The sequence below is a fragment of the Bacillus cereus group sp. BfR-BA-01356 genome (genome assembly GCF_022663635.1).
GTDB classification, from domain to species: domain Bacteria; phylum Bacillota; class Bacilli; order Bacillales; family Bacillaceae_G; genus Bacillus_A; species Bacillus_A cereus.
On sequence record NZ_JAKUFX010000039.1, the window covers coordinates 19,115 to 43,310 of the forward strand.

Genomic DNA, 24,196 nt, shown 5'->3' on the forward strand with positions numbered 1-24,196 from the left:
ATCGTTTCCCCACCTTAACTAATTTTTTTATCAATTACTTTATCATTTGGCTGTGGAATTGCTGTACCTTCTAGTACTCTTTCAATATCTTTCTTTAAACCGAACCAATTTTTATTTGTATGCCCTGCAATCCACCATTCATCATTAACACGTTGTATCCAAATACGGCGATGATTCCAATACATACCTTGAATGACACCAACCATAAATATAAATCCTCCAATGCCGAGAATCCAAAGCGTTAAATCTTTTCTTACAGTAAGTGCTGTTGCATTTTGCATTTCAACACCTGCAAACGACATTTTATATTTGTTGTTTCCATCTGGTTCTATATTTTGCTGAATACCAACAAAACTCACTTCACCATCTGGTGTTTCAGGTGTAAACATTTTAAATACAAATGCAGGATTGTTTGGTAATTTCGTTTTTGTATTTGGTTTTCCATTCTCATCAAAATAAAAATCAGGAAAATAGCTTAATAGTTCTAGAGAATAACCATTTCCTAAATCATATTTTTCCTTAGGATTCGTTAAATCTACTTTAATTGGTCCCCACTTTTGATTATTTTCTTTATTTTGCAAGTTAAAGGACATACTTTTAAATTCACTTTCTTTATAATCCACTTGATACACTGCAAATTGATCAAATTTCAGTGGTTCATTCACTCGAATTTCCGCTTCTTTTACTTTTTCTAATTTCGGTTTTTGTCCTGCTATATTTTCTCCTACTGCTTTATATAATACGGCATTCGTTTGGAAGTTTTTCGCAATCATTTTATCTCCTACACGATCAATCGCTTCATCAAAAACTTCCTTGTCCTTACTTTTATCATAAACTTCTTTTATAAATTTCTCGTTTTTTAAGTAGTATTGTCCATCCGTCCCTGGTATTTCTTTCGTTTCACCGTCACGTAACCAAAGTGCTTCGTCTACGTACATACTCGGTAAAAAACGAAGCATCGCACCGAATAAAAAGATAATAAGACCGATATGATTTACATATGGACCCCAACGCGAGAAGCGTCCCTTTTCTGCTAAAACGTTTCCGTCTTCCACTTTCACGTTATAGTTTCTTTTCTTTAAATTCTCTTGCACTCTTTCCAGGTCACCTTCTTGCGGTGTACCAGTCCCATATAATCTCTGTCTCTTTAAAAAACTAGGATGTCTTTTTACGCCTTGCTTTTTTAAAGCTTTATAAAGTGGAATAACGCGGTCTAAACTACATATCACAAGTGAAATACCGATAGAAGCAATCAAAATCATATACCACCATGAACCGTATAAATTATTAAACCCTAATTGATAGTATAATTGTCCTAAAAATCCGTATTCTTGTTTATAATATTCAGCTGGTGCAATACCTGGAGTTATGTACATTTCTTGCGGAAATATAGTTCCTATCGCTGATGCAGCTAAAGTTATTACGATTAGCCATACACCTACTTTTACAGAAGAGAAAAAGCTCCAAATTTTATCGACTATCGTTTTTGTCTGCGTGAGAGATCTCCGTGCACTCCCCTCATAGCGCATATCCAATAGTTTTGCATTTTCATTGCTTTCAAATGGTTTCCCGCAAGCTTCACAAAAAACGGTTCCTATCGGATTAACATGTCCACATTCACATTTAATTTCTTTCAACACTCTCACCGCCCCTGTATCTATATGTACTATTGTATATTCTAACCTCAAGTTACCGCAATACTCAGAATTTTTAAACCAGAGGCACTATAAACACGCACCCCTTATGTAAAGGCTTTCTTTATTACGGAGTAATTTTCTTTAAATACCCTTCTAACTGTTCTTTCGTTTGTTCCCCTATAATTTGCTCCACTACTTTTCCATCTTTATCAATCAAAAAGCTTGTCGGTAAAGGACCTACTCCATATGTTCCTATAATCTTTTGTCCTTTATCAATGGCAACTGGGAATTTCAAACCATATTGGTTCACAAAGTTCTTTACTGCAATATCCGTTTCATCTGCATCTAACGCTATGATTTCAACGCCTTTTTCTTTATACTTTGGATATAATTCATTCATATAAGGCATTTCTTTTTCACAAGGTTTACACCACGTGCCCCAAAAGTTTAAAAATACACCTTTTCCCTTTAAATCTTTTAGTTCAATTTTCTTTCCTTCTAAATCCGTCACAATAAAGTTAGGTGCTTCTTTTCCGATTTGCATTTTCTCTTTATTAGCAAAGAATCCTTGATAAAGGGTAAATCCTACAGCACCACATAAAATGAGTAGAATAATAACGCGAAATAATAAGCGATTTTTCTTCATATTACCTCTCCTCTCCTCGGTAAATGTTATGTATTATCTTCTGTAAATGTTGTATTGAATAAATCACCAGCAGAGCACTCCACTGGTGAATTTTTAACTCTATAGCTTATCTTGGCTTTGTAGAAGCAAGCGCGCGTAATTGTTTCACCTCATGTGGTGTCAATTCTCTCGCATCACCAGGTCGCAGGCTTCCTACTTCTAAGAAAGCATAACGTTCACGTTTTAATTTCACTACTTTACAGTCTAACGCTTCAAACATACGACGTACTTGACGATTACGTCCTTCATGAATTGTTAATTGTACAATAGCCATCTCTTTACGCTTGTCCCAAGAAATAATTTTCACACGTGCTGGTGCTGTTTTACCGTCTTCTAACGTAACACCGCGTTCTAACATGCGAATTTTCTCACCTGTTAATGGCCCTTTTATTTTTGCAACATATGTTTTTTCAACTTTATATCTAGGATGCATTAATACGTTTGCGAAGTCCCCATCGTTTGTCATTAATAATACGCCAGACGTATCATAATCTAAGCGTCCGATTGGGAATAAACGTTGTGTAATTTCCGGGAAAAAGTCCGTTACAACACTTCTTCCTTTATCGTCTGATACACTTGAAATTACGCCAGTTGGTTTATATAGTAAAAAATAAACAGGTGCTTCTTTTTCAAGAGGGATGTTATTTACTTCTACTTTATCTTGAGGAGTTACTTTTGTCCCTAACTCTTTCACTATTTTTCCATTAACTTTCACTTTTCCTTGCTGAATTAATTCCTCAGCCTTTCTTCTCGATGCAATACCTGCTTGCGCAATCACTTTTTGTAATCGTTCCATTTCTTTTTTTCACCTCGAATTTATCTTACCTTACATTAGAAAGACTTGGCAACCGCATACGCTTTACGGCTATTCGCTTCATCTTACTTAAACAACATAGCGATGATAATAAACATATAAAGGTCAAATCATGTTTTTACCCTTTATTATTGTCCATATTTTTCATATTTCTCACAATAAAAGTTCATCATTTTGTCAAAAATACCACATAAAAAAACCACTATTAAGCTACACCTTAATAGTGGTCGTATACGTATTATAAGCGAAATAGCGTAAAAAATGAATAGTATTACTGAAACAATAAAGAAACGAACACAATTGAGCATATAATCCCGATTAAATCTGCAAAAAGTCCTACTTTTAGTGCATCCCCCATTTTTCTAATCCCAACCGCTCCAAAATATACAGTTAAAATATAGAAAGTCGTATCTGTGCTCCCTTGCATCGTAGAAGCCAATCTCCCAATAAACGAATCTGGCCCATATGTTGCAATTAAATCGGTCGTAATACTTAAACCAGCAGAGCCTGAAATAGGGCGTATAAGTGCTAAGGGTACAATTTCTGCTGGAACATGGATCAAATCTAACATCGGCTTCATTACCGATATCATTGCATCTAACGCACCTGAAGACCGGAATATAGAAATAGACACAAGCATTCCAACCATAAACGGTAAGATGGAAATTGCAATTTGAATCCCTTCTTTTCCTCCCTCAACGAACGATTCATACGTCGGCACTTTCTTTATTGTGCCATATAAAAGGATAAAACCAATTACACAAGGGATTACCCATAAGGAAATTGTATTTACAATGCTCATTTTTTCCGCCCCTTTCTACTCCTTCTTCGGTAAAAATAGCGGTCAATCCAAATTGCCCCAATCATAGAAAGTACTTGTGCAATAAATGTTACCCCAACAATTTCAGTAGGATTCGCTGATTCATACGTCATTCGAATGGAAATGACTGTCGTAGGAATTAATGTAATAGCTGATGTATTTAATGCTAGAAACGTCACCATAGAACGGCTCGCCGAATCCTTTCCTCCATTTAACTCTTTCAGTTGTTCCATCGCTTTAATACCAAGAGGGGTCGCTGCATTACCTAGACCAAAAAAGTTTGCCATCATATTTGATAGAATAAATCCCATAGACGGATGATCCTTTGGTATTTCTGGAAACAACCTTTTTACTATCGGCATAAAAAGTGTAACTAATTTTTTTAACAATCCGGCTTCCTCTGCAATTTTCATTAAACCGAGCCAAAATACTAAAACACTAATAAGTCCTATACAAATCGTTACCGCATCTTTTGCTCCGTCAAATACAGCTTTATTCACTTCTTCCATCGTTCCATTTATCATGGCGTATACAATCCCAATGACAGCCATCGCTACCCATACGAGATTAACCATCGTTCCCAACACCTATCATGTAAGAAAAAATTTCTTTCACATTATTCCAGTAAAGTCCCGTTGTAGCTACTAACTTTCGTTTACTATAAAATAAATTCCGTTCTCCAACTTTTTCATTACCAACATAAATGTCTGTCTTCCCAACCTTTACTCCATCCGTAAGTTTTGTACTTTTATCGAGTTCAACTTTTAATACTACGTTCTTTTTTTCTTCTTCAGTTAACGGTACCGAAAAACTATTTTTCGTATAAACATGGTTGGCATACTTCTTTTCATTTATTTCAGCAATTGCTCCTTGTCCTAAAACTTTCGTTTGTTTGAAACGGTCAAAACCTTTATCAAACAAATTCATATGATCATCCCAATCACTAGAGGCACTCAAAGTTACGACAATTAAATCTAGTCCACCTTTTGATGCCGTTGTAACAAGCGTTCGCCCAGCTTTCTTCGTAAAGCCTGTTTTTCCCCCTGTTGCAAATTCATAATAAGACGTTACCAGCTTATGTTTATTTTTCCACGGGTAATCCCAAGAATCTGATTTATATGTTTTGGTTCCAAAGATTTTCTTAAATGTCTCGTTTCCCATTGCATATTTCGTTAATAATGCCATATCGTAAGCCGACGAATAATGTGATCCATCTCCATCTAAGCCATGAGGGTTTGAGAAGTGCGTATCTTTCATTCCAATTTCTTTCGCTTTTTGATTCATTAAATATACGAATCCCTCTATACTCCCACCCACACTTTCAGCAATTACTTGCGCTGCGTCATTACCAGATCTAAGCATGAGTCCGTATACTAAATCTTCTAACTTCACTTTTTGTCCAGGCTTTAAATAGATTGCCGATCCTTCCACCCTCACCGCTTCATTACTAACTGATACCATTTCTTTCATCTTCCCTGATTCAGCAGCTAATAAGGCGGTCATAATTTTTGTTATACTAGCAATTTTTTGAGGCTCATGTTCTGCCTTTCCGTATAATACACGACCAGACTGTTGCTCCATTAATACAGCATTTCGAGCACTAACATTGCTGTTCATCTTTGCATATGTAGGAATCGGCATAACGCTTGCATACATCATAAGAAGCGTAATGATTACACAAATTCGTCTCATATTTCCCCCCACGTCCTTTTGGCACTTTTTGTACAAGTGTATGCTTGGCCTTTTAAAATATGAACGAAATCTTCCTTCTACTTCCATTAAAAAAGACGCAGAGAATTTGCGTCTAATATGGTGTCCATTCAATTTGTTTCGCAGTTTCAAACCTTTTTTCTACATCAGGCCAATTTACAACATTCCACCAGTTTTTAATATATTCATCTTTTCGATTTTGGTATTGTAAATAATACGCGTGTTCCCAGACATCTAGTACAAGGAGCGGTATCGTATCCCATTGTGTAAATAATTGATGAAGTGTACTTTGCAAAATTTCTAACCTTCCAGACCGGGGTACCCAAACGAGAATTGCCCAGCCTGAACCTTCTACTTTAGAGGCTGCTTCTGTAAAATGTTTTTGGAAACGTAAAAAGCTCCCAAAATCTTGTTCAATTTGTTGTGAAAAAGTTCCTCTTGGACTTCCACCGCCGTCTTTTTTCATGTTATTCCAAAATATCGTGTGTAAGTAATGACCTGACCCATGAAAAGCCGCTTCCCTTTCCCAATGCTTAATTAAATCAAATTTATTTGTTTTTCTCGCTTCTTCCATCATCTTCTCTGCTTTATTTAATCCTTCCACGTAACTCCGATGATGTTTATCATGATGTAACATCATAATCTCTTTAGAAATATACGGTTCTAACGCATTATATGGATAAGGTAATGGCGGGAGTGTATGTCCTCCAATTGGGACAGCTCGTTCACTATCCCCTCTTTCATATAATTCATATTCCTCTTCTTCTTGCATAAATACTTCCTGCAAGTGATGCTGAATATGTTCTACATCATCGCTTATTTCATACATAAACTCTGCATCTGTTTCATACTCATGCTCTTTCATACGCTCTAATAACGTCTGAATTTTATAAGCAAGCATATGGACATCATACACTTCCATTGCGCGACTATCTAATACGTGAAGAACACTTTCACACCAATTTTCTACTTCATGAAAGTAATCTGTAAATACACCTTGCTGATTCATGTTGCACCTCCCTAATGCTATCCACTTAACTATATTCAATGAAAATCCCTTATATAACTGTACAAAAGGAAAAGAAGCTAAGTCACCTTAGCTTCTTTTCCTCAATCAATATTTGTGTAACATCTTTGTCTGATAATCCGTCTCATAATATTCTAGTTCTTCACGCATCAATTGAAATTTACCTTCTAAACTCTTCATCACTTGCTCTAAAGATGCAGGTGGTGTTTGTTGAAAAACGATAGAATTTTTCCCTGTATATGCAGACCGACTATTTTCATACCAATGATCACTCTTCGGTGAAAAAAACTCTGCAATTACTTGATGGTAAATCTTATATAAAATTTTTTCAGCTGCTGTTTTTCGAAATGGCTGGCTATTCAACAAAACAAAACATGCATCCTGTCCTTCTTCGCAAAAAACGAGAAGTCGTCTCATTGATGCTAATAACCCTTTATAATATCGCTCATTCCCTGCTGGTGTTTCCTCTAATAAAGAAGGTAACGTATGATAATTTACATAATTGGTTATCAAATTAATAGCATCTTCTAAAAATATAGAAACTTGTTCTGTTTGATTTTCAACCATCAAATTAGACATTTTTTCTCTCTCCTTTGCCATTTCACGCTATTTCTACTCTTTTATTTTTATGTAATTCAGCCAATATTTCTTGTACTTTCGACACCGTTCCCTCATCAAAATATTGTTGAAATTCTTCCATATTATTTAAATACAAACGTTTTTGCGCACGAAGCTCCTTATCTTTCATTAAACAACATATCGCTACAATATCGCGCAAATATATGTTTTGTTCTTCTACTTTATACACTGGATTTCCTTCAAAAGGAGTAATTTCTTCTAAAACTTCTTCAAAATATCGAACGTATAAAACCGAAAAAGTTTTCTCTTTACCATTTAATATATATGTCACTTCAGATCTGTTAAAAAAATCTTCTGATGTATTAGGTTTCTCTTTTTCTAACTCATATCCTACGTAACCTTTTATAATCATATACTCCCCCCTCACCCTTCTTTCACCTTATTCTAACTTAATTTTCCGATAAACAAAATATTCTTTTAAATATACCTATATAAAAAATAGCTCCCCTATACAGGAAATTACCTTTTTATTTTTCTTGAAGTTTGTCATAATAATATTATTGTCTCAGTTTTCTTATACAAGGAGAGTTGTATTTATGTCGTTTTCATGGAAACGTTTCTTACAAATCGGGAAAATTATCTTCCCATTTGTTGTATTAACAATTGTATTCTTTCAAGCAAAAAAAGAATTAGCGGGCATTTCTTTTTTAGAAGCGATTGATACAATTAAAAACATTCCAACTGGAGGAGTCTTTTTAGCAATTACACTTGGTGCATTCGCTGTATCAACAATGTTCTTTTATGACTATGTTATGCTTCGTTACTTAAAAGCTGATATTCCTGTCCAAAAGATTTTCCGTATCTCGTGGATTGCTAATACTTTAAATGGATTTATCGGGTTTGGTGGTCTTGTTGGAGCCGGCGTACGCACAATGCTTTATCGTCCATATATAAAAGAAAATGGAAAACTTATTAAAAGTATCGCTTGGATGACAACTGCCTTTATTAATGGATTAGCCATTCTTTCATTTCTTGGTCTTATCGGAATATTAGACACGAGATTTATTTTGCATGAAAAACCATGGCTATGGCCTGTTCTTATCTTCTTCGCTCTTTTCGTCCCTATATATATCGGATTTTCTAAATTAAAAAATAGAAAAGCGACGCAAACAGAGGAACAAGAAGAAGAGGAGAAAAACCCAACTGTTTTATACTCATTAGTTTCATTAGTCGAATGGGTATCTGCTGGTATTGTTATGTACGTCATATTACTATTATTTGGCATTGAAATCGAATTCCAAAAGTTTTTAGGCGTATATGTTATTGCTGCTTTAGCTGGTGTCGTTAGTCTTGTTCCTGGTGGCCTTGGATCATTTGATCTTGTCTTCTTAACTGGGCTTGGGCAATACGGCATCGATACAGGTGTTTTACTCCCTGCTATGTTATTATATCGTCTCGTCTATTACATCTTGCCCTTCTGCCTTGGTCTCATTTTTGCAGCTTTTGAAATGACAGGAGTAGCCATTAAAAAGTTTGAAGATAAACCTTTTATTGCGCCTGCATTAGAGACAACTGGTGTTATATGGACTTTGCAGCGTGACTTTCTAGGAAAGTTAGGTTCTTGGGCATCTGCTGCTTTAACAGTATTTGCTGGCTTAATGGTTATTTTATCAACCATTCTACCGACAAGTATAAATCGGGCACACGCCTTACATATTCTAGCTCCAAAACATCTTATTCAATTTTCTTTTAGCTTATCGCTAACATTCGGTATTCTCCTCCTCATTCTTTCGCGGGGGATATATTACGGAACAAAACGTTCTTATTATATGACGATTGTTTCTTTAATTGGAGCGGCTATTTTTAACACACTAAAAGGAATTGATGTTGAAGAAACTTTTATTTTATTAATCGTACTCGCTGTATTGTATATGCTTCGTAAAAGGTTTGTACGTGAGAAAATGGAAGTCTCACTTTCCGATATCGTAAAAGTTTTTATATTCCTACTTGTAACGTTATATTTATATAAAAACTTAGGTATTTTATTTGCAGGTGCAAAAGAAGCTTTCAAACCTGATTTTGTCGTTCGTAATATTACACAAGTAAAACGAAGTGCATTAGCAGCTGCCTTTTTTGTTCCTACTTTTTTACTAATTGGTTCACTCATTGCAAATCGTTATCGAAATGAATTTCCCGGGCAACCAGCTAATGATAAACGATTACAAAACTTCTTAGATGAACATGGTGGAAATGTACTTAGTCATTTAGGTTTTTTAGGAGATAAACAGTTCTTTTTCAGTAGTGATGGAAAAGCACTCATTCTCTTCTCAATAACTGGAAAACGACTTATTGTACTAGGTGATCCAATTGGGGCCCCTTCCTCCTATCGTACTGTATTGCAAGAGTTTTTAGCTGAGGCTGATCGATTTGGATACATTTGTGTATTCTATCAAATTGAAAGTAAATGGATGAGTTTATACCACGATTTTGGTTATAACTTCTTTAAGCTTGGTGAAGAAGCTGTTGTTGATTTAAATACCTTTACAATAACAGGAAAGAAACGCGCTGGCATGCGAGCTACTTTCAACCGTTTTGAAAGAGAAGGCTATACATTCTCTATTCATGAGCCACCTTTCTCCGACGAATTATATGAAGAGTTAAGAAAAGTTTCAGATGCATGGCTTGGTGGAAAAAAAGAGAAAGGTTTTTCACTCGGATACTTCGATCGTGAATATATTAGTCGCGCTCCTATCGCAACATTATCTGATGCGGATGGAAAAATTATTGCATTCACAACATTCATGCCTGTATATCAAAACGGATCATTATCTGTCGATTTAATGCGATATTATCCAGATGCGCCTAGCGGCATTATGGACGCAATTTTCATCCACTTATTCCAGTGGGCAAAAGAAAATGAATACCACTCCTTTAATATCGGTATGGCACCACTTTCAAATGTTGGTTTATCCACACAGTCTTTCTGGTCTGAACGAGTGGCTGCTGCAATCTTTAATAACGTTCGTTATACGTATAGTTTCAGCGGATTACGACATTTTAAAGAAAAATATAAACCAGCATGGAGCGGTAAATATTTAGCATTTAGGAAGAATCATTCTTTACCAATTACAATGCTCTCTGTAACAAAATTAATAGGAAAAAGAAAAAACAGCTAAATTCTTAGCTGTTTTTTCTTTTTTGAACTTGTACAATAAATTCTTTTTCATACTTCTTACCATTTATATAGAAATTCCCCCACATTTTATACGTGCCCTCGGCAGGAAATGTAATTCGGTATTGTAATTGCTCATCCGTATCTACAGGTATAGCGTATAAAAAATTCTCCTTCGTTTCATCCACTATATAGAGTGACTCTACTTCTCCTCTCTCTGAATGCAATTTCAATTTTTCACCCTTTTTCGCTTGAAACTGAAATGTTAACGTAACTGGTTCATTCGGATGTAATGCGCCAAATAAAAGAGAAACTTCATACTCTCCTATTTTTTTTGTAAGTACACTGTCGATTGGAAATTTCACTTTTTTCTTATTGTTCTCCTCTTTCGTTCTACCAAAATTCTTCCTAGCGAATGACTCTACGGACTTATTTTTGTCTTCGTATAAAAATATTGTATATTCTTCGTCTTTCGCTATTTTGGAAGATAACTTATATGACCCGTTCCCTGCAAATGTGGGTTTAATTTGTTGTATGTTTTTTAACTGTCCATCTACAATCACTGCCCGCATTTGATCATTTACACCACGAATTTCATTATTCTTGTTGTTTAACAACTGAAATACAATATCTACTTTCTCATTTCCCTTTCCATTTGAAACATCCCACTTTACTTCCTGAACATCTCCTACAGTCTCTTCGTTTTCTTGATATTTTTTTATGTAAAATCCTCCTGCCACAATAAGTACTAACGCAATAAGCCCAATGACAAGATTTTTCAAAACATCACCTACCATTTTTATTGTCTCTATTCATACAAAACTTCTTAAGATATATATTCTAGATTATGATTTATGAAATCCTCCTATTTTGTACATATTACAAATAATAAAAAGATTTTAATTGAAAGGATTCGTAGTGTATAATGCAAATGATATTGATTTCTATCAATACATTATAAGGAGGACTTTTTTATGAGTGTACATATCGAAGCAAAACAAGGCGAAATCGCTGAATCTATTCTATTACCTGGTGATCCATTACGTGCAAAATATATCGCTGAAACATTTCTAGAGGACGTTACTTGCTATAATAATGTGCGTGGTATGTTAGGTTTCACTGGAACTTATAAAGGAAAACGTGTATCTGTTCAAGGTACAGGTATGGGTGTTCCTTCTATTTCTATTTATGTAAACGAATTAATCCAAAGCTACGGAGTTAAAAATTTAATTCGCGTTGGAACTTGCGGTGCAATTCAAAAAGATGTAAAAGTTCGTGATGTTATTATCGCAATGACGGCTTGTACTGATTCTAATATGAACCGTTTAACATTCCCAGGATTTGATTTTGCACCAGCTGCAAACTTTGACCTTTTAAAGAAAGCTTATGATGCTGGAACTGAAAAAGGATTACACGTTCGTGTCGGTAACGTTTTAACAGCAGATGTGTTTTATCGTGAAAGCATGGACATGGTTAAAAAACTTGGAGATTACGGTGTATTAGCAGTAGAAATGGAAACAACTGCTCTTTACACATTAGCAGCGAAATACGGTGTAAATGCATTATCTGTATTAACAGTTAGCGATCACATCTTCACTGGCGAAGAAACAACATCTGAAGAGCGTCAAACTACATTTAACGAAATGATTGAAATCGCTTTAGATGCAGCAATTCAACAATAATACACTAAAGAACTTGTCATACGTCTGGCGAGTTCTTTTTATGTGACTTTTTATAAATAACTACTTTATAAAGAGACAGATTTCTCCCCTCTACTTTCTTGTAACGTTTGTTATAATGAAGTGAAACTTTAATCAGTGGAGGTTTTTTCCATCCCCCATTGATTATTAGTTGAACCAATCGGATTTTACGGGCAATTGATCTCCCGCCTAACTCCCTTTTATTCGCCGAATTTTGAAGTGGGAGTCTTATTGCCCGTTAAAGCGGGATAAAGAAATCATTTACAGTATTTCTCATAAGAGGTGACGCAGTGAAAAACAGAAGTATCGTCTTTAAACTATTTTTATTAACATCCACTTTATTTACAATCATATTCCTACTTTTTTTCCTAGGACAATCTCTATTTTTAGAGAAATTTTATATTAATAAGAAAGTAAAAACAGTCCAAACTGCTTTTGAAAAATTCGTAGATAATTATGATAAAAGTGATAAAAGTTATGAGCAGGTTAGAAAATTAAAACAAGAATTTCATGATAAAACAAATGCCGATATGCAGTTTTTGGATTCTAACGGTATTATTAAAAGTGATAACAATTACTATATCGATGTATTTAATCCCAACAATAATAAACAGTATTCCATTCCACTTAATAATCTTTTAACACCAGAAGAATATAATAAATTCGAAAATTTAGGTTTAAAAAAAGATGTAATAATCAATGTTGATGGAGTCGTACAAGAGAATAATATAATCACACCACAAAAATTAGGAACGAATTATAATCAATGGCAGAACGAACATTTCTATTCGGATTTTCAGTCAATTAATGGTAACCCTTCTAAGAACAGACTTGCAAGCCGATACAAATCTACAACTCGAATCGTCTTTACAGGTGTTATAACTAAGTTACAGCTCCCATCCAAAGCGGAGGTTCGTCTTGCAAATGATATTGAAACATTACAAGCCGTTCAATATTTTGCAGATATGATTAGAGAGGGAACTTCTAACTCGAACCAATTAAGTACTTTCATATTAGATGGTGGAGAAAATATAAAAAATAGTATCTTTGTAAAACCGATTATAGAAAATGGAAGGATTACAGAATACGCTTTTGTGATAGCATCTTTGCAGCCTGTTAATGAAGCGATGCTCGTTTTAAAAGATTATTATGTCTATGCCTTAATCATCGTGTTTCTCGTAATTATTTTGTTATCCTTCTACTACTCAAAAATCATTGTTAAGCCATTAATTAAAATAAATCGTGTTACAAAAAAAATGGCTAATTTTGATTTCAGCGAGAAATTACCTGTTACAGCTGACGATGAAATTGGCGGGCTTTCTGGCAGTATCAATACATTATCTGTAAATTTAAAAGATCGCATCGATCGATTAAATGTTGCTAATACAAAGTTACAACAAGATATTGAACGTGAACGTCAATTAGAAAAAACAAGAAAAGAATTCATTTCTGGCGTATCACACGAATTAAAAACACCGCTAAGTGTAATTAGAAGTTTTGCAGAAGGAATTAAAGATGGTGTTAGTAAGGATACTTCGTATTATACTGATGTTATTTTAGAAGAAACAGAAAATATGAACAGGCTGATTGTTGAAATGTTAGAATTAGCAAAGTTGGAATCTGGTACTTACAAACTAGATATGACGACGTTCTCAATCGGTGAATTAACGCAACAAGTCTACACAAAATTATTATTTAGCATGGAAGAAAAACATTTACAAGTGAACATCGATGCAGACCCTTCTATACTTGTTAAAGCAAATCGCAGTCGCATTGAGCAAGTAGTTGTGAACTTACTAAGTAATGCAATCCGTTATACGCCAGAGGGAGAAAAAATACAAGTCTCCATTATAGAAGCAGAAGATACCGTAAAAGTCGAAATCGAGAATACAGGAAACCCTATCCCTGAAGAAAGTCTTGAAAAAATTTGGGATCGCTTCTATCGTCTAGATGCATCACGTAGCCGTCACACTGGAGGTACCGGTCTCGGATTATCTATTGTAAAAAACATTTTAGACCTCCATCATGCCGAGTATGGTGTGTATAATACGACTAACAGTGTTGTATTCTATTTCAATTTACAAAAAGTAAAAGAAGTCAAATAATTTGTCTTAATTTCACTAGGAGTTCACATGAAATTCACACTCTCCCTTTATAGTAAGAAACAAGTTAATCCTTTCCTTTACACATATAAAAGAGGAGAGTGCGTGAAATGAAACAAGCAGGACAACCTATTCAAAATGAAAAACAATTAGAAACTATCAAAAATATACTTTTACAATCTTCGAAACGTGATGGCTTATTATTCGTATTAGCTGTAAATTCTGGCTTAAAAGTAAGTGAAATCTTACAATTAAAAGTTAGTGATGTAATCGATGAAAATGAAAATGTTCGCCATTCCATTTTATTTTACAATGAAAAAGTGAAGAAACATAAATGGTTTGCTGTAAATGAAGACTTACAGCACGCAATCGAAGACTACATGAAAGAACGTAAAACTTGGAAACGTAATGAACCATTGCTAAAATCTCAAAAAGGAACAAAATCTATTACGAGACAACATGCATGGTACATTTTAAACAAAGCTGCAAAAGAAGTTGGATTAGAAGGGATTAGCTCACATACACTTCGAAAAACTTGGGGTTATTGTGCATACAAATCAGGTGTTGATATTGCGTTTTTACAACACTTCTTTGATCACAGTACTCCATCAAAAACTTTAAAGTATATCGGTATTGCTTAATAACTCTTATACATAAAAAAGGTTACCATTTGAAAATTTGGTAACCTTTTTTATATTTCATATTCTCTTTTCTTGTCTCTCCTATACTGTAGTGGTACTCTAATAATAAGGGGGAGAAATTATGAACACACTTACAATTGAATTACCAAAAGAAACGGCTGAAAAACTTGATTTATTAAAACAAGCTTATGAAAAGAAAACAGGTGCTTCTATCTCTGAGAGCACTCTCGTTCAAACACTTATCTCAAAAGAATTTATCCAAGCGATAACTCCTTTTGATTTACAACAATTCGTCAACGGAAAAGAACAGCATTAATGCTGTTCTTTTTTTATCTCTCTTTAAAATATACAAAGTTTTTAATATATTTTTAGAAAAACCATTGACAATGATAATGATAACCATTATCATTTATTATGAAGCCAACAATTGATGAATCAACCAAACGCTCAGTAACATTGTTACCCCTCTTTTTCATATAGAAAGGCACTGTACATTCCCCCTGTTTGTACAGTGCCTTTCTTGTTTATTATCATTCAAAAAAATTTAATTGCTCCGGCTTCGGCTCACCATATGTAATGTTCATCATTTTCATAAGCTGTTTCGCATTATCTGCTGCATCCCCACCTGAATTGTTGTTAAACAGTACGTATATATCCTTTGTTTTCTTTTTTAATTGCTCTAGTCGTTCAACCCATTCTTCCAGTTCTTTATTGTTGTAGCGATATAAACAGCGAACCGCTCTCCAATTTTCCCCTTTATCAAGCCAACCATGAACATTTCGACCGTGAAAACGTATTAATGCCATGTCTGAATTCGTAACCTCTAACACGAGTGGCACAGAACCTATCCCAGCCTGTGGTTCATCACAAATTGTATGAACCCATTTCTCCTGTTCTAGAAACTGTAACGTCTTATCTCTCATTTCTGGATAAAACCATGTTTGATTTCGAAATTCTATCGCACACGGCAAACCTTCCATTTTTTCTTTTGTATATCGGAGAAAATCTACATTTTTCTTTTTGCAATCAAACCATGGTGGATATTGAAATAAAATTGTTTTTAATTTATCAGCTTCTATTAAAGGAAGAATAGACTGTTTATACACATCAAACATCTCATCGAACGTAGAAAAAGGAATTTCACCTTTCATATGTCCCGTCATTCCTTGATACGCTTTTACGACAAAAGAAAAATCTTTCGGCGTTTCCATTGCCCATTTTATATAATTTCGTGCAGGTTGCATCGCGTAAAATGAACTATCCACTTCCACAATAGGAAAATACTCGCTATATGTTCGTAATTTATTTCTATTTTCATAGGGATTTATGTATAAAGAATCATGATCTCCCCATCCTGTCACTCCAATAAACAGCACATATACCTCTCCCTTTTTAACTTCATCTTCTATTCACTTTCCAAACACTTTGCATCATGTAGCCTTTTCTTTAAGAGTATCCTTATAAAAATATGATATACTATATGGAAGAATTTTTAAAATGAGGGGTTATTTATTTATGCTTCCAAACGATGCTACTGTATCTCATGAAAAACGAATTGAAGAACTAGAAAATAAAGTACGTTTTTATGAAGAACTTGTGAATCAATTACCACATCATTTCACATACAAAAATCCACATATTGGTTTACGAATAAAGAAAACTAGAACAACCCATTCCATTCAAGAAATACCAAAAGAGAATAAAGAGGCTCATTTTCAACTTACTTGTGATTCATTATTTTTATTTGAACAACTCGAAAAACACTTTGTACATATTTTTGATGCCTTTTCACATCATGTAACCTTTGTCGATAGTAAAGGGAATATTACTTTATGTAATCAAGTTGCTGCAGATGATTTCGGTGTAATACGAAATGATATTATCGGAAAACCGATTCAACAATTACTAAACTTGCCGGAAGAAAAAATTAAAGCGATTGAAACATTAAAAACGGGAACAGAAATATATAATGAAGAAGTTTTAGACAAAAACTATGGCATTATAAATAACCGAATTATTCGCGATTATAACGGGGAGATTTTTAGAGTTATTAGTGTCTTTCATTATTTAAATACAGAACGTGATGCAGAGAAGTTTTCGTTAGCAGGGCGAATCGCAGCTGGAATTGCACACGAAGTACGAAATCCTCTTACAACAGTACGAGGATACTTACAATTTTTACAAGAAAGCGTTTCTCCATCAAATAAAGAGTTATTTAAAAATTTGCTTATCCCTGAATTAGATCGTGCAAATAATATTATTACAAAATTTTTAGCCATTTCAAAAACACGGGAATTTACAAGAGAACCGTTTCCCATTAATACATTTTTACGTGACTATATTCAACAGTTACTAGTTAGTGAAGTTTCCTTGCATAATATTTCAATTGATTATAACTTCTCTAATGAATTAGATGATATTTTAGTCAATATTGATCGACATGAACTTGTTCAAGTGTTTTTAAATCTATTTCAAAATGCCGTCGATGCTCAAGGCGACAAACCTCTTTCTATTCAAATTACTAGTTATCGCCTTGATAACTTCGTTCGGATTACTTTCACAGATAATGGAATTGGTATTCCTCCAGCTATTCAAGAATATATCTTTGATCCATTCTTCTCAACGAAGGATTCGGGAACAGGACTAGGCTTGTCAGTAACAAAAAAAATCATCCAAAATCATAACGGCACGCTCAAAATGACTAGTGCTTCAAACGGTACAACTTTCACTATTTCTATTCCAATCTTGCCTAAAACAACCCTTGAAAAATTAAATCAATGTAAATAAAGGACTAATGCACGAACTACATGCCAATTGTTAAACACTCCCAACAATTAGCATGTAGTTTTTTATGTTGCACTTTTCTTCTTTACATTATATAAACCTTTCTCTATATCTTACTTATTTCTTTCTAGGTGGGCCAATTTCTTATTTTTTTAGAAATGGTAGTTTGTCCATCACGAATTTAGTATAAATTTCATTTTAATATATAGTAATGACTAATGATTCTATGAAAGAAAAGAATGAAAAGATGAACAATAAAAATAAAGGAAAAGTATTTTATGGTAATGATTGTTGCGAAGTAAGAGCATGTAGCCATATTAACATCCCTAAGTCAGAACTCACAGAATTTGTTAGACTTCTTCAAACTCTTGGTCAAGCTATTCTAGTTCAATATGGATCTGGTTGCCTAGGCGGAGGAACTACGGGGACTACTGGTGCTCAAGGGGCTCAACAAGGACCTGCGGGCGATACAACTGCGACACTATCTGTCTTCCGAATTTACTAACCACAATTTCCGAAAATATTTTGGGAGGACTAAGCACATTTATAAGTAATAGATGTGATTTTGATTGACTATTAAATCTCTCTTTTAATAAAAAGGAGCACTTGTTTGGGAGGATAAGTGCTCCTTCTTTACGTTTCTTTACCTCAAATTTACTCTATCTTAATCCTCATTTTGTATGATAAATAATGAAGTCAAAGATATGAAAGAGGGATGAAAAATGAGAGTTATGTCACCGATACGCATTTGGATTGCTCTTATGATATGCATTATTTTATGTGTAGGATTTTTTTTAACTCTAAAATATTCCACTATTTCAAAAGCAGAGAGAAAAACAGTTCCATACACACTTTTGTATACGAAACAAAACAACATCCTTTATTCCAATTCCACAAATAATGAAAAAAAAGTTATAAAAGGAATGCTTATTACGGAAGCTCCTAGTTACGAAACTCTACTTCAAATTGCTGAAACGATTAAAAATCAATATACAAATAAAGGAATTGATGAAATCACGCTGTCTATCCATAATGAAAATAATGGTAGTTATGAAGAAGAATTACTATACGAACCGATTAGTAAAGGAACAATAATCATCACATACGATTCCCAATCCTTTGGCAGTACGAACATTACTCTTAATGAATAGTAGCATTTACCTCACAAATTATGAGCAAACTTTATTTTTCACATGAGAAAGAGGCGAATAACGAAATTCGCCTCTTTCTTTACCATAATGATGGAATCCACTCTTTCACTTTATTAAACCACTCTTGCTGTTCTTTTTTCCTTTGTTGTTCTTCTTCTTGCCTTTTCTTTTCTTCTTCTTTTCTTCGCTTTTCTTCTTCAATTGTTTGCAATTGTTTTTTATAGTCCGCTTCAGATATTAACGACAATTGGAACGCTTTTTGGGCTGGGTTTGCATTTGCTTTTTTCATGATATCCCGGAACATCGTCGTTGTAATTTGACTACCACCTGGAACATAATGCTCGCTATCTGTTTTGTCATATCCTACCCAAATCGCACCTACTAAATCTGGTGTGTATCCTACAAACCACGAGTCCTTTGCCCCTACGCTCGGACCATTTACAAGTTGAGTAGTCCCTGTCTTTCCTGCTGTATCAACATTAGTAACTTTCGCTTTTCCACCTGTTCCCTTTTCTACAACACCTTTTAATAAATACGTCATCTTTTGAGCAATTTTCTCACTCGTCACTCGTGTCTCTTTCTTATACCATTTCCCTATTATTTCTCCTTCAGCATTTTGAACTTCTCTAATTGCATGAGCCTCTACTTGAACCCCATCATTAGCAAATGTACTATATGCTTGGGCCATTACAAATGGTGATGTCCCTACATGCATCCCACCTAAAGCAATTGGATACGTACGGTCTTCTGGTACTAATGGAATACCAAATCGCTCTAAAGATTTCAATCCTTTATCTAATCCTATTTGTTCTAATAGCCACACAGCGGAAACATTATACGACTTTGCTACCGCTTCATACATTGTCACATTACCATGAAAAGCCTGATCACTATTTTTCGGTTCATATTCTTTAATATGAAATGGTTCATCCTTTAATATATCGTATACTTCATACCCTTGTTCTAAAGCGGGTACATATACAGCTAGAGGCTTTAACGTTGAACCTGGTTGTCTTTTTAATTGCGTAGCATGATTAAATTGTAAAAACTGATATGGTCCTCTACCACCAACTAAAGCTGGAACACCGCCTGTTTTGGGATTTATAAGAACTACACCCGTTTGCATAAGTTGGTCTGAGCCACTATCTTTGAAATAACTATCATTATTCACAACGTCTTCTACAGCCTGTTGTTTTTTCGGGTCAAGCTCTGTATAAATACGATAACCACCCGCTAAAATTTCATTTTGTGTTAATTCGTACTTTTCCATCGCTTCTCTAACAATATAGTCTACATATTGAGAGTATTTTCCCTTATATTTATCATCAACGCCACGTTTTAACACAAGTCCGCTCTCTTTTTCTTTATTATACTGTTCGTCAGAAATATACCCTTGCTCTTTCATTAAACTTAATACGACATTACGTCTTTCAATTGACTTGTTAAAGTTTTTATAAGGTGAATACGCAGATGGTGCTTTAATCAAGCCCGCAATCGTTGCAGCTTCTGAAATTGTTAAATCTTTTACATCTTTATCAAAATAAGATTTAGCTGCCCTTTTTATACCCCAAGCACCTTCACCAAAATAAATTTGGTTCATATACATTTCAATGATTTCATCTTTCGTATACGTGCGCTCTATTTTTTTCGTTAAAAAATATTCCTTTATTTTTCGGGAGTATGTGCGGTCTTGTGTCAGAAATACATTTTTCGCAAGTTGTTGTGTTATTGTACTTCCCCCTGCTACAACTTCTCCTGCTGTAATATTTTTAAAAACCGCACTTATAATTCCACTATAATAAATACCATGATGGTTAAAAAATTCCTTATCTTCTACTGCAACAATTGCCTGAACCATAATATCAGGAATATCTTTTCTTTTAACGCCTTCTGTTTTCGAGGAAGCTAATTTAGTTGCGACCTCATTATTTGCATCATAAATTAAAGTCGGTTGTGGAACAGCTTGTTTTAATTCAGATATGTCTTGAATGGAAATTATTATATTTACAGCAATAAATAGAGTAACGAATACACTTCCCAATACAATTAATGAATTACGAAGTTTCTTCCTCTTATTGAACCACTCAAGCATTTTTTTAAAATGAGTGTTCTTCAATTTCATTCGTTCACTTCCTTCATTTATTTACACTCTTCTTTTTAAAAGGAAGAATATACCGCCTTTTAAATTTATTATAATAACGTAGTCATTCCTATAGTGTAAAGCTTTTCTTTTACATTCATACTTTTTGCAAGAAAAGGACATTCTACAAGTAAGATATTCACTATTGGATATTAATATTATTAATAGAACAACGAGAGTTATGTTAAGTTTTTGTAAACTTTTCGATAAAATGTTTTAAAAAACGACAGTTTTTTGTTAGAATTGATTAGCCAATATATTTTACATATATTACTTTTGTGGGGGTAACAATAATGGTCTTTAAATCAAAAAAAGATAAATTTTCTGAAATGTTAATGAATGTTTCCGAAAATTTAAAAGAAGGCGCGCAGTTTTTCGTGGAGTATAAAATTAAAAATGCTAGCGATTTAAAAGAGTTTTCTATGCGCATGAAAGAGTATGAGTCAAAAGGTGACTCATTTATTCACGAAATCATTATGGAGTTAAACAAAGCGTTTATCACTCCGATTGAGCGTGAGGACATCCTACAACTTGCAATGAGTATGGATGATGTATTAGACGGATTAGATCACAGTGCTGGTCTGTTCGAAATGTATTCTATTACAGAAGCAGATGAATACATGATTAAATTCGTAGAAGCAATTAATCAATGTGCGATTGAGATTGCAAACTCTGTTGAATTAATGTCTAACAAAAAATTAGTCGACATTCGTACAAATGCGATTAAGATTAAGGATTATGAATCACAGTGTGATGATATTCGCCGTCATGCGATTAAGAACTTATTCTCTCGTGAAAAAGATCCGATTAAGATTATTCAATTTAAAGAGATTTACGAAGAGCTTGAAGAAGTAGCTGATAGCTGTCAAAGCGTTGCAAACGTATTAGAAACAATTATTATGAAGAACGCGTAAGGAGTTTGATCATGGATACACTCTTGATACTGACCGTTTTAGTAGTCATTTGCGCTTTAGCTTTTGACTTTATCAATGGATTTCACGATACAGCAAACGCTATTGCAACGGCTGTTTCAACGAAAGCTCTAAAGCCTAGACATGCCATTATTATGGCGGCTATTATGAACTTTTTAGGCGCAATGACATTTACAGGTGTAGCAAAAACGATTACAAAAGATATCGTTGATCCATTCGCCTTACAAAATGGTTCTCTTGTAATTTTAGCTGCTTTGCTTGCGGCAATAGCTTGGAACTTAATTACTTGGTACTACGGTATTCCAAGTAGTTCTTCGCATGCAATTATCGGCTCAATCGCAGGTGCAGCAATTGCGGCCGCTGGGATTAGCTCGCTAAATCTTAAAGGATTTATTAAAATTATTGAAGCTTTAATCATTTCACCGATTATCGCTTTCGTTATTGGTTATACCGTATACAGTATTTTTAAAGTAGTATTTAAAAACTTTAACTTAACAAAAACGAATAAGAACTTCCGTATATTCCAGATTTTCACTGCAGCATTACAAGCCTACACACACGGTACGAATGATGCACAAAAAGCAATGGGAATCATTACGATGGCTCTTATGGCTAATAACTATCATACTTCTAGCGATATCCCGTTCTGGGTACAATTATCTTGTGCTATCGCAATGGGGCTTGGTACTTCTGTCGGCGGATGGAAAATTATTAAAACTGTCGGTGGACAAATTATGAAAATTCGTCCTGTAAATGGTGTAGCTGCCGATTTATCATCATCACTTGTTATTTTCGGTGCAACATTCATTCACTTACCGGTTAGTACGACGCACGTTATCTCTTCTTCTATTTTAGGGGTTGGTGCTTCTCACCGTGTGAAAGGGGTAAAATGGGGAACTGCAAAACGCATGTTAATTACATGGGTTATTACACTTCCTATTTCAGCTTCTTTAGCTGCTCTGTTTTACTACCTATTACATTTTGTTTTCTAATCAAAAGTCGTCTTCCTTATTTTTCTAGGAAGACGACTTTTTTGTGAACAAGCCTATTTCTCATTAAAAAGCGTGTATAATAATTGGTGGATAAGTTATTTAGAGGAGTTGGCAATTTTGGAATACATCATGTTACTTTTCATCGGACTAATCGCCGGAACAGTCGGCAGCCTAGTTGGGCTTGGAGGCGGAATTATTATTGTTCCGTTATTAATTGGATTACACAGTTTATCACCACAACTTGCAGTAGGGACTTCTATGGTAACAGTCGTTTTCACAGGACTATCTTCCACCCTTACTTACATGAAGCATAAGCGAGTAGATTATAAAAGTGGACTTATTTTATTTATCGGAAGCGGCCCTGGTGGTATTATCGGATCATGGGCAAATAAATTTTTAAACCAAGACACATTTTCTTTATACTTTGGGATTTTCCTTATATTCGTCTCAATTCTACTTATGCTTCGAGACAAATTAAAACCTCTTTCCCTCTCAAATACGTCTGTAATTAAGCGTTCTTTTACAGATAATGATGGAAATACTGTACACTACCAATTCCCACCGTTTCTTGCTATCTTTATCGCCTTTATAGTTGGGTTTATATCTGGATTATTTGGAATTGGTGGCGGTGCCTTACTTGTTCCAGCAATGATGCTTCTTTTTGCATTCCCAGCACATATTGCAGTAGCAACTTCAATGTTCATCGTATTTCTATCAGCAATTGTAAGTTCTGCAACTCACATCTCACTTGGAAATGTCAGCTGGATTTATGCATTAATCCTGATTCCGGGTGCATGGATTGGCGGAAAAATCGGGGCTTACATTAATACAAAACTAAGTGGTAACGCCGTAATTAATTTATTACGTATTACGTTGATTATTCTTGGAACTAGATTAATCATTATTTCCCTTTTATAACGTATTCTTTTTAGAATGCGTTTTTCTTATACACATGAATATAAAAATCCTCCGAGGAGAACAAATAAAATTAAACAAACACATAATAACATATAGTTTGAAATATGTACTTTCTTCAAGTTGACCACTCCTATAACTGCGACTGTTATCTTTATGATAGCGAAAAAATAGTTCACTTGCAGTTACAGAGTGCTAACAATGCAAAATCAATTATTACAAATTTTATCCTTATATTTCATTTCTTTGTATATTCTATCGATTTAATAAAAAAAGATGTCATATTGGTCATCTCCCTGTCAAGTAGACAGTAATAAAAAGAGTATTATGCCACGGCCTTTTCCCGATATTCTATCGGGGAAAGGCCGTGAAGTTTTTCTTGGAATCTTTCTGTA

At 34.4% G+C, this 24,196-nt stretch carries 24 protein-coding genes; 11 read left to right on the plus strand and 13 right to left on the minus strand.

The features are described from left to right. Window positions 1-14: 14 nt before the first annotated feature. From resB to MR168_RS15210, 9 genes are all read right to left on the minus strand, one after another. Window positions 15-1,640, minus strand: a complete 1,626-nt coding sequence (gene resB / locus MR168_RS15170) for a cytochrome c biogenesis protein ResB (protein WP_000910522.1) — start codon at window positions 1,638-1,640, stop codon at window positions 15-17. Window positions 1,641-1,761: 121 nt separating this feature from the next. Beyond that, window positions 1,762-2,283 (minus strand): thiol-disulfide oxidoreductase ResA, encoded by a 522-nt coding sequence (gene resA / locus MR168_RS15175; protein ID WP_000742192.1) that lies wholly within the window; start codon window positions 2,281-2,283, stop codon window positions 1,762-1,764. Between the two features lie 106 nt (window positions 2,284-2,389). After that, complete coding sequence (gene rluB / locus MR168_RS15180; RefSeq protein WP_086411290.1) at window positions 2,390-3,118, minus strand: 23S rRNA pseudouridine(2605) synthase RluB; 729 nt, start codon at window positions 3,116-3,118, stop codon at window positions 2,390-2,392. Between the two features lie 289 nt (window positions 3,119-3,407). Next, window positions 3,408-3,938 carry a spore maturation protein SpmB gene (gene spmB, locus MR168_RS15185; RefSeq protein WP_000029514.1) on the minus strand — a complete coding sequence of 177 codons (531 nt, stop codon included), beginning with the start codon at window positions 3,936-3,938 and terminating at the stop codon, window positions 3,408-3,410. After that, window positions 3,935-4,531, minus strand: a complete 597-nt coding sequence (gene spmA, locus MR168_RS15190) for a spore maturation protein SpmA (RefSeq protein ID WP_000247811.1) — start codon at window positions 4,529-4,531, stop codon at window positions 3,935-3,937. The genes spmB and spmA overlap by 4 nt, the downstream gene beginning before the upstream one ends. After that, a complete protein-coding gene (gene dacB, locus MR168_RS15195; protein WP_025709309.1) occupies window positions 4,524-5,648 on the minus strand; it encodes a D-alanyl-D-alanine carboxypeptidase DacB in 1,125 nt (374 codons plus the stop codon). The genes spmA and dacB overlap by 8 nt, the downstream gene beginning before the upstream one ends. Window positions 5,649-5,760: 112 nt before the next feature. Next, a complete protein-coding gene (locus MR168_RS15200; protein ID WP_001075741.1) occupies window positions 5,761-6,675 on the minus strand; it encodes a superoxide dismutase in 915 nt (304 codons plus the stop codon). A gap of 105 nt (window positions 6,676-6,780) precedes the next feature. Then, window positions 6,781-7,272 (minus strand): YpuI family protein, encoded by a 492-nt coding sequence (locus MR168_RS15205; RefSeq protein ID WP_000067557.1) that lies wholly within the window; start codon window positions 7,270-7,272, stop codon window positions 6,781-6,783. Window positions 7,273-7,294: 22 nt separating this feature from the next. Further along, window positions 7,295-7,684 carry a hypothetical protein gene (locus tag MR168_RS15210; RefSeq protein ID WP_086389308.1) on the minus strand — a complete coding sequence of 130 codons (390 nt, stop codon included), beginning with the start codon at window positions 7,682-7,684 and terminating at the stop codon, window positions 7,295-7,297. Between the two features lie 184 nt (window positions 7,685-7,868). On the opposite strand from MR168_RS15210, the gene mprF reads away from it, so the two are divergent. After that, a complete protein-coding gene (mprF, locus tag MR168_RS15215; RefSeq protein WP_000010845.1) occupies window positions 7,869-10,448 on the plus strand; it encodes a bifunctional lysylphosphatidylglycerol flippase/synthetase MprF in 2,580 nt (859 codons plus the stop codon). A gap of 4 nt (window positions 10,449-10,452) precedes the next feature. Here mprF and MR168_RS15220 read toward each other — a convergent pair whose 3' ends face one another. After that, window positions 10,453-11,241 (minus strand): hypothetical protein, encoded by a 789-nt coding sequence (locus MR168_RS15220; protein WP_016122171.1) that lies wholly within the window; start codon window positions 11,239-11,241, stop codon window positions 10,453-10,455. A 177-nt stretch (window positions 11,242-11,418) separates the two neighbouring features. Here MR168_RS15220 and deoD point away from each other — a divergent pair, with 177 nt between their 5' ends. The 4 genes from deoD to MR168_RS15240 all read left to right on the plus strand — a co-directional run bounded on the left by deoD (window position 11,419) and on the right by MR168_RS15240 (window position 15,203). Then, the gene (gene deoD / locus MR168_RS15225) at window positions 11,419-12,126 is read left to right on the plus strand and encodes a purine-nucleoside phosphorylase (RefSeq protein WP_000110707.1); all 708 of its coding nucleotides are present in this window, start codon (window positions 11,419-11,421) and stop codon (window positions 12,124-12,126) included. A gap of 308 nt (window positions 12,127-12,434) precedes the next feature. Beyond that, window positions 12,435-14,249 carry a sensor histidine kinase gene (locus MR168_RS15230; RefSeq protein ID WP_242291408.1) on the plus strand — a complete coding sequence of 605 codons (1,815 nt, stop codon included), beginning with the start codon at window positions 12,435-12,437 and terminating at the stop codon, window positions 14,247-14,249. 107 nt (window positions 14,250-14,356) lie between these two features. After that, a complete protein-coding gene (locus MR168_RS15235; protein ID WP_000806236.1) occupies window positions 14,357-14,887 on the plus strand; it encodes a tyrosine-type recombinase/integrase in 531 nt (176 codons plus the stop codon). Window positions 14,888-15,008: 121 nt separating this feature from the next. Beyond that, window positions 15,009-15,203, plus strand: coding sequence for a DUF3924 domain-containing protein (locus tag MR168_RS15240; RefSeq protein WP_001094860.1), 195 nt, complete (start codon window positions 15,009-15,011; stop codon window positions 15,201-15,203). 214 nt (window positions 15,204-15,417) lie between these two features. On the opposite strand, the gene MR168_RS15245 is transcribed toward MR168_RS15240, so the two are convergent. Next, window positions 15,418-16,263 (minus strand): DUF72 domain-containing protein, encoded by an 846-nt coding sequence (locus tag MR168_RS15245; protein ID WP_016122170.1) that lies wholly within the window; start codon window positions 16,261-16,263, stop codon window positions 15,418-15,420. 139 nt (window positions 16,264-16,402) lie between these two features. On the opposite strand from MR168_RS15245, the gene MR168_RS15250 reads away from it, so the two are divergent. The 3 genes from MR168_RS15250 to MR168_RS15260 all read left to right on the plus strand — a co-directional run bounded on the left by MR168_RS15250 (window position 16,403) and on the right by MR168_RS15260 (window position 18,822). Beyond that, entirely contained in the window at window positions 16,403-17,674 is a 1,272-nt protein-coding gene (locus MR168_RS15250; protein WP_000937247.1) for an ATP-binding protein, read from the plus strand. Between the two features lie 223 nt (window positions 17,675-17,897). Continuing rightward, window positions 17,898-18,176, plus strand: coding sequence for a hypothetical protein (locus MR168_RS15255; protein WP_002023636.1), 279 nt, complete (start codon window positions 17,898-17,900; stop codon window positions 18,174-18,176). A 217-nt stretch (window positions 18,177-18,393) separates the two neighbouring features. Further along, window positions 18,394-18,822 carry a hypothetical protein gene (locus MR168_RS15260; protein ID WP_006915455.1) on the plus strand — a complete coding sequence of 143 codons (429 nt, stop codon included), beginning with the start codon at window positions 18,394-18,396 and terminating at the stop codon, window positions 18,820-18,822. 79 nt (window positions 18,823-18,901) lie between these two features. On the opposite strand, the gene MR168_RS15265 is transcribed toward MR168_RS15260, so the two are convergent. Then, a complete protein-coding gene (locus MR168_RS15265) occupies window positions 18,902-20,944 on the minus strand; it encodes a transglycosylase domain-containing protein (RefSeq protein ID WP_006915465.1) in 2,043 nt (680 codons plus the stop codon). Between the two features lie 311 nt (window positions 20,945-21,255). On the opposite strand from MR168_RS15265, the gene MR168_RS15270 reads away from it, so the two are divergent. The 3 genes from MR168_RS15270 (at window position 21,256) to MR168_RS15280 (ending at window position 23,804) form a co-directional block, all read left to right on the plus strand. Beyond that, window positions 21,256-21,876 (plus strand): DUF47 domain-containing protein, encoded by a 621-nt coding sequence (locus MR168_RS15270; RefSeq protein WP_000231449.1) that lies wholly within the window; start codon window positions 21,256-21,258, stop codon window positions 21,874-21,876. Window positions 21,877-21,887: 11 nt separating this feature from the next. After that, complete coding sequence (locus MR168_RS15275; RefSeq protein WP_000380273.1) at window positions 21,888-22,886, plus strand: inorganic phosphate transporter; 999 nt, start codon at window positions 21,888-21,890, stop codon at window positions 22,884-22,886. Window positions 22,887-23,003: 117 nt separating this feature from the next. Continuing rightward, window positions 23,004-23,804, plus strand: coding sequence for a sulfite exporter TauE/SafE family protein (locus tag MR168_RS15280; RefSeq protein ID WP_000455762.1), 801 nt, complete (start codon window positions 23,004-23,006; stop codon window positions 23,802-23,804). A 322-nt stretch (window positions 23,805-24,126) separates the two neighbouring features. On the opposite strand, the gene MR168_RS33675 is transcribed toward MR168_RS15280, so the two are convergent. Then, the coding region (locus tag MR168_RS33675) for an IS3 family transposase (RefSeq protein ID WP_325782447.1) at window positions 24,127-24,196 on the minus strand (70 nt) is incomplete at its 5' end.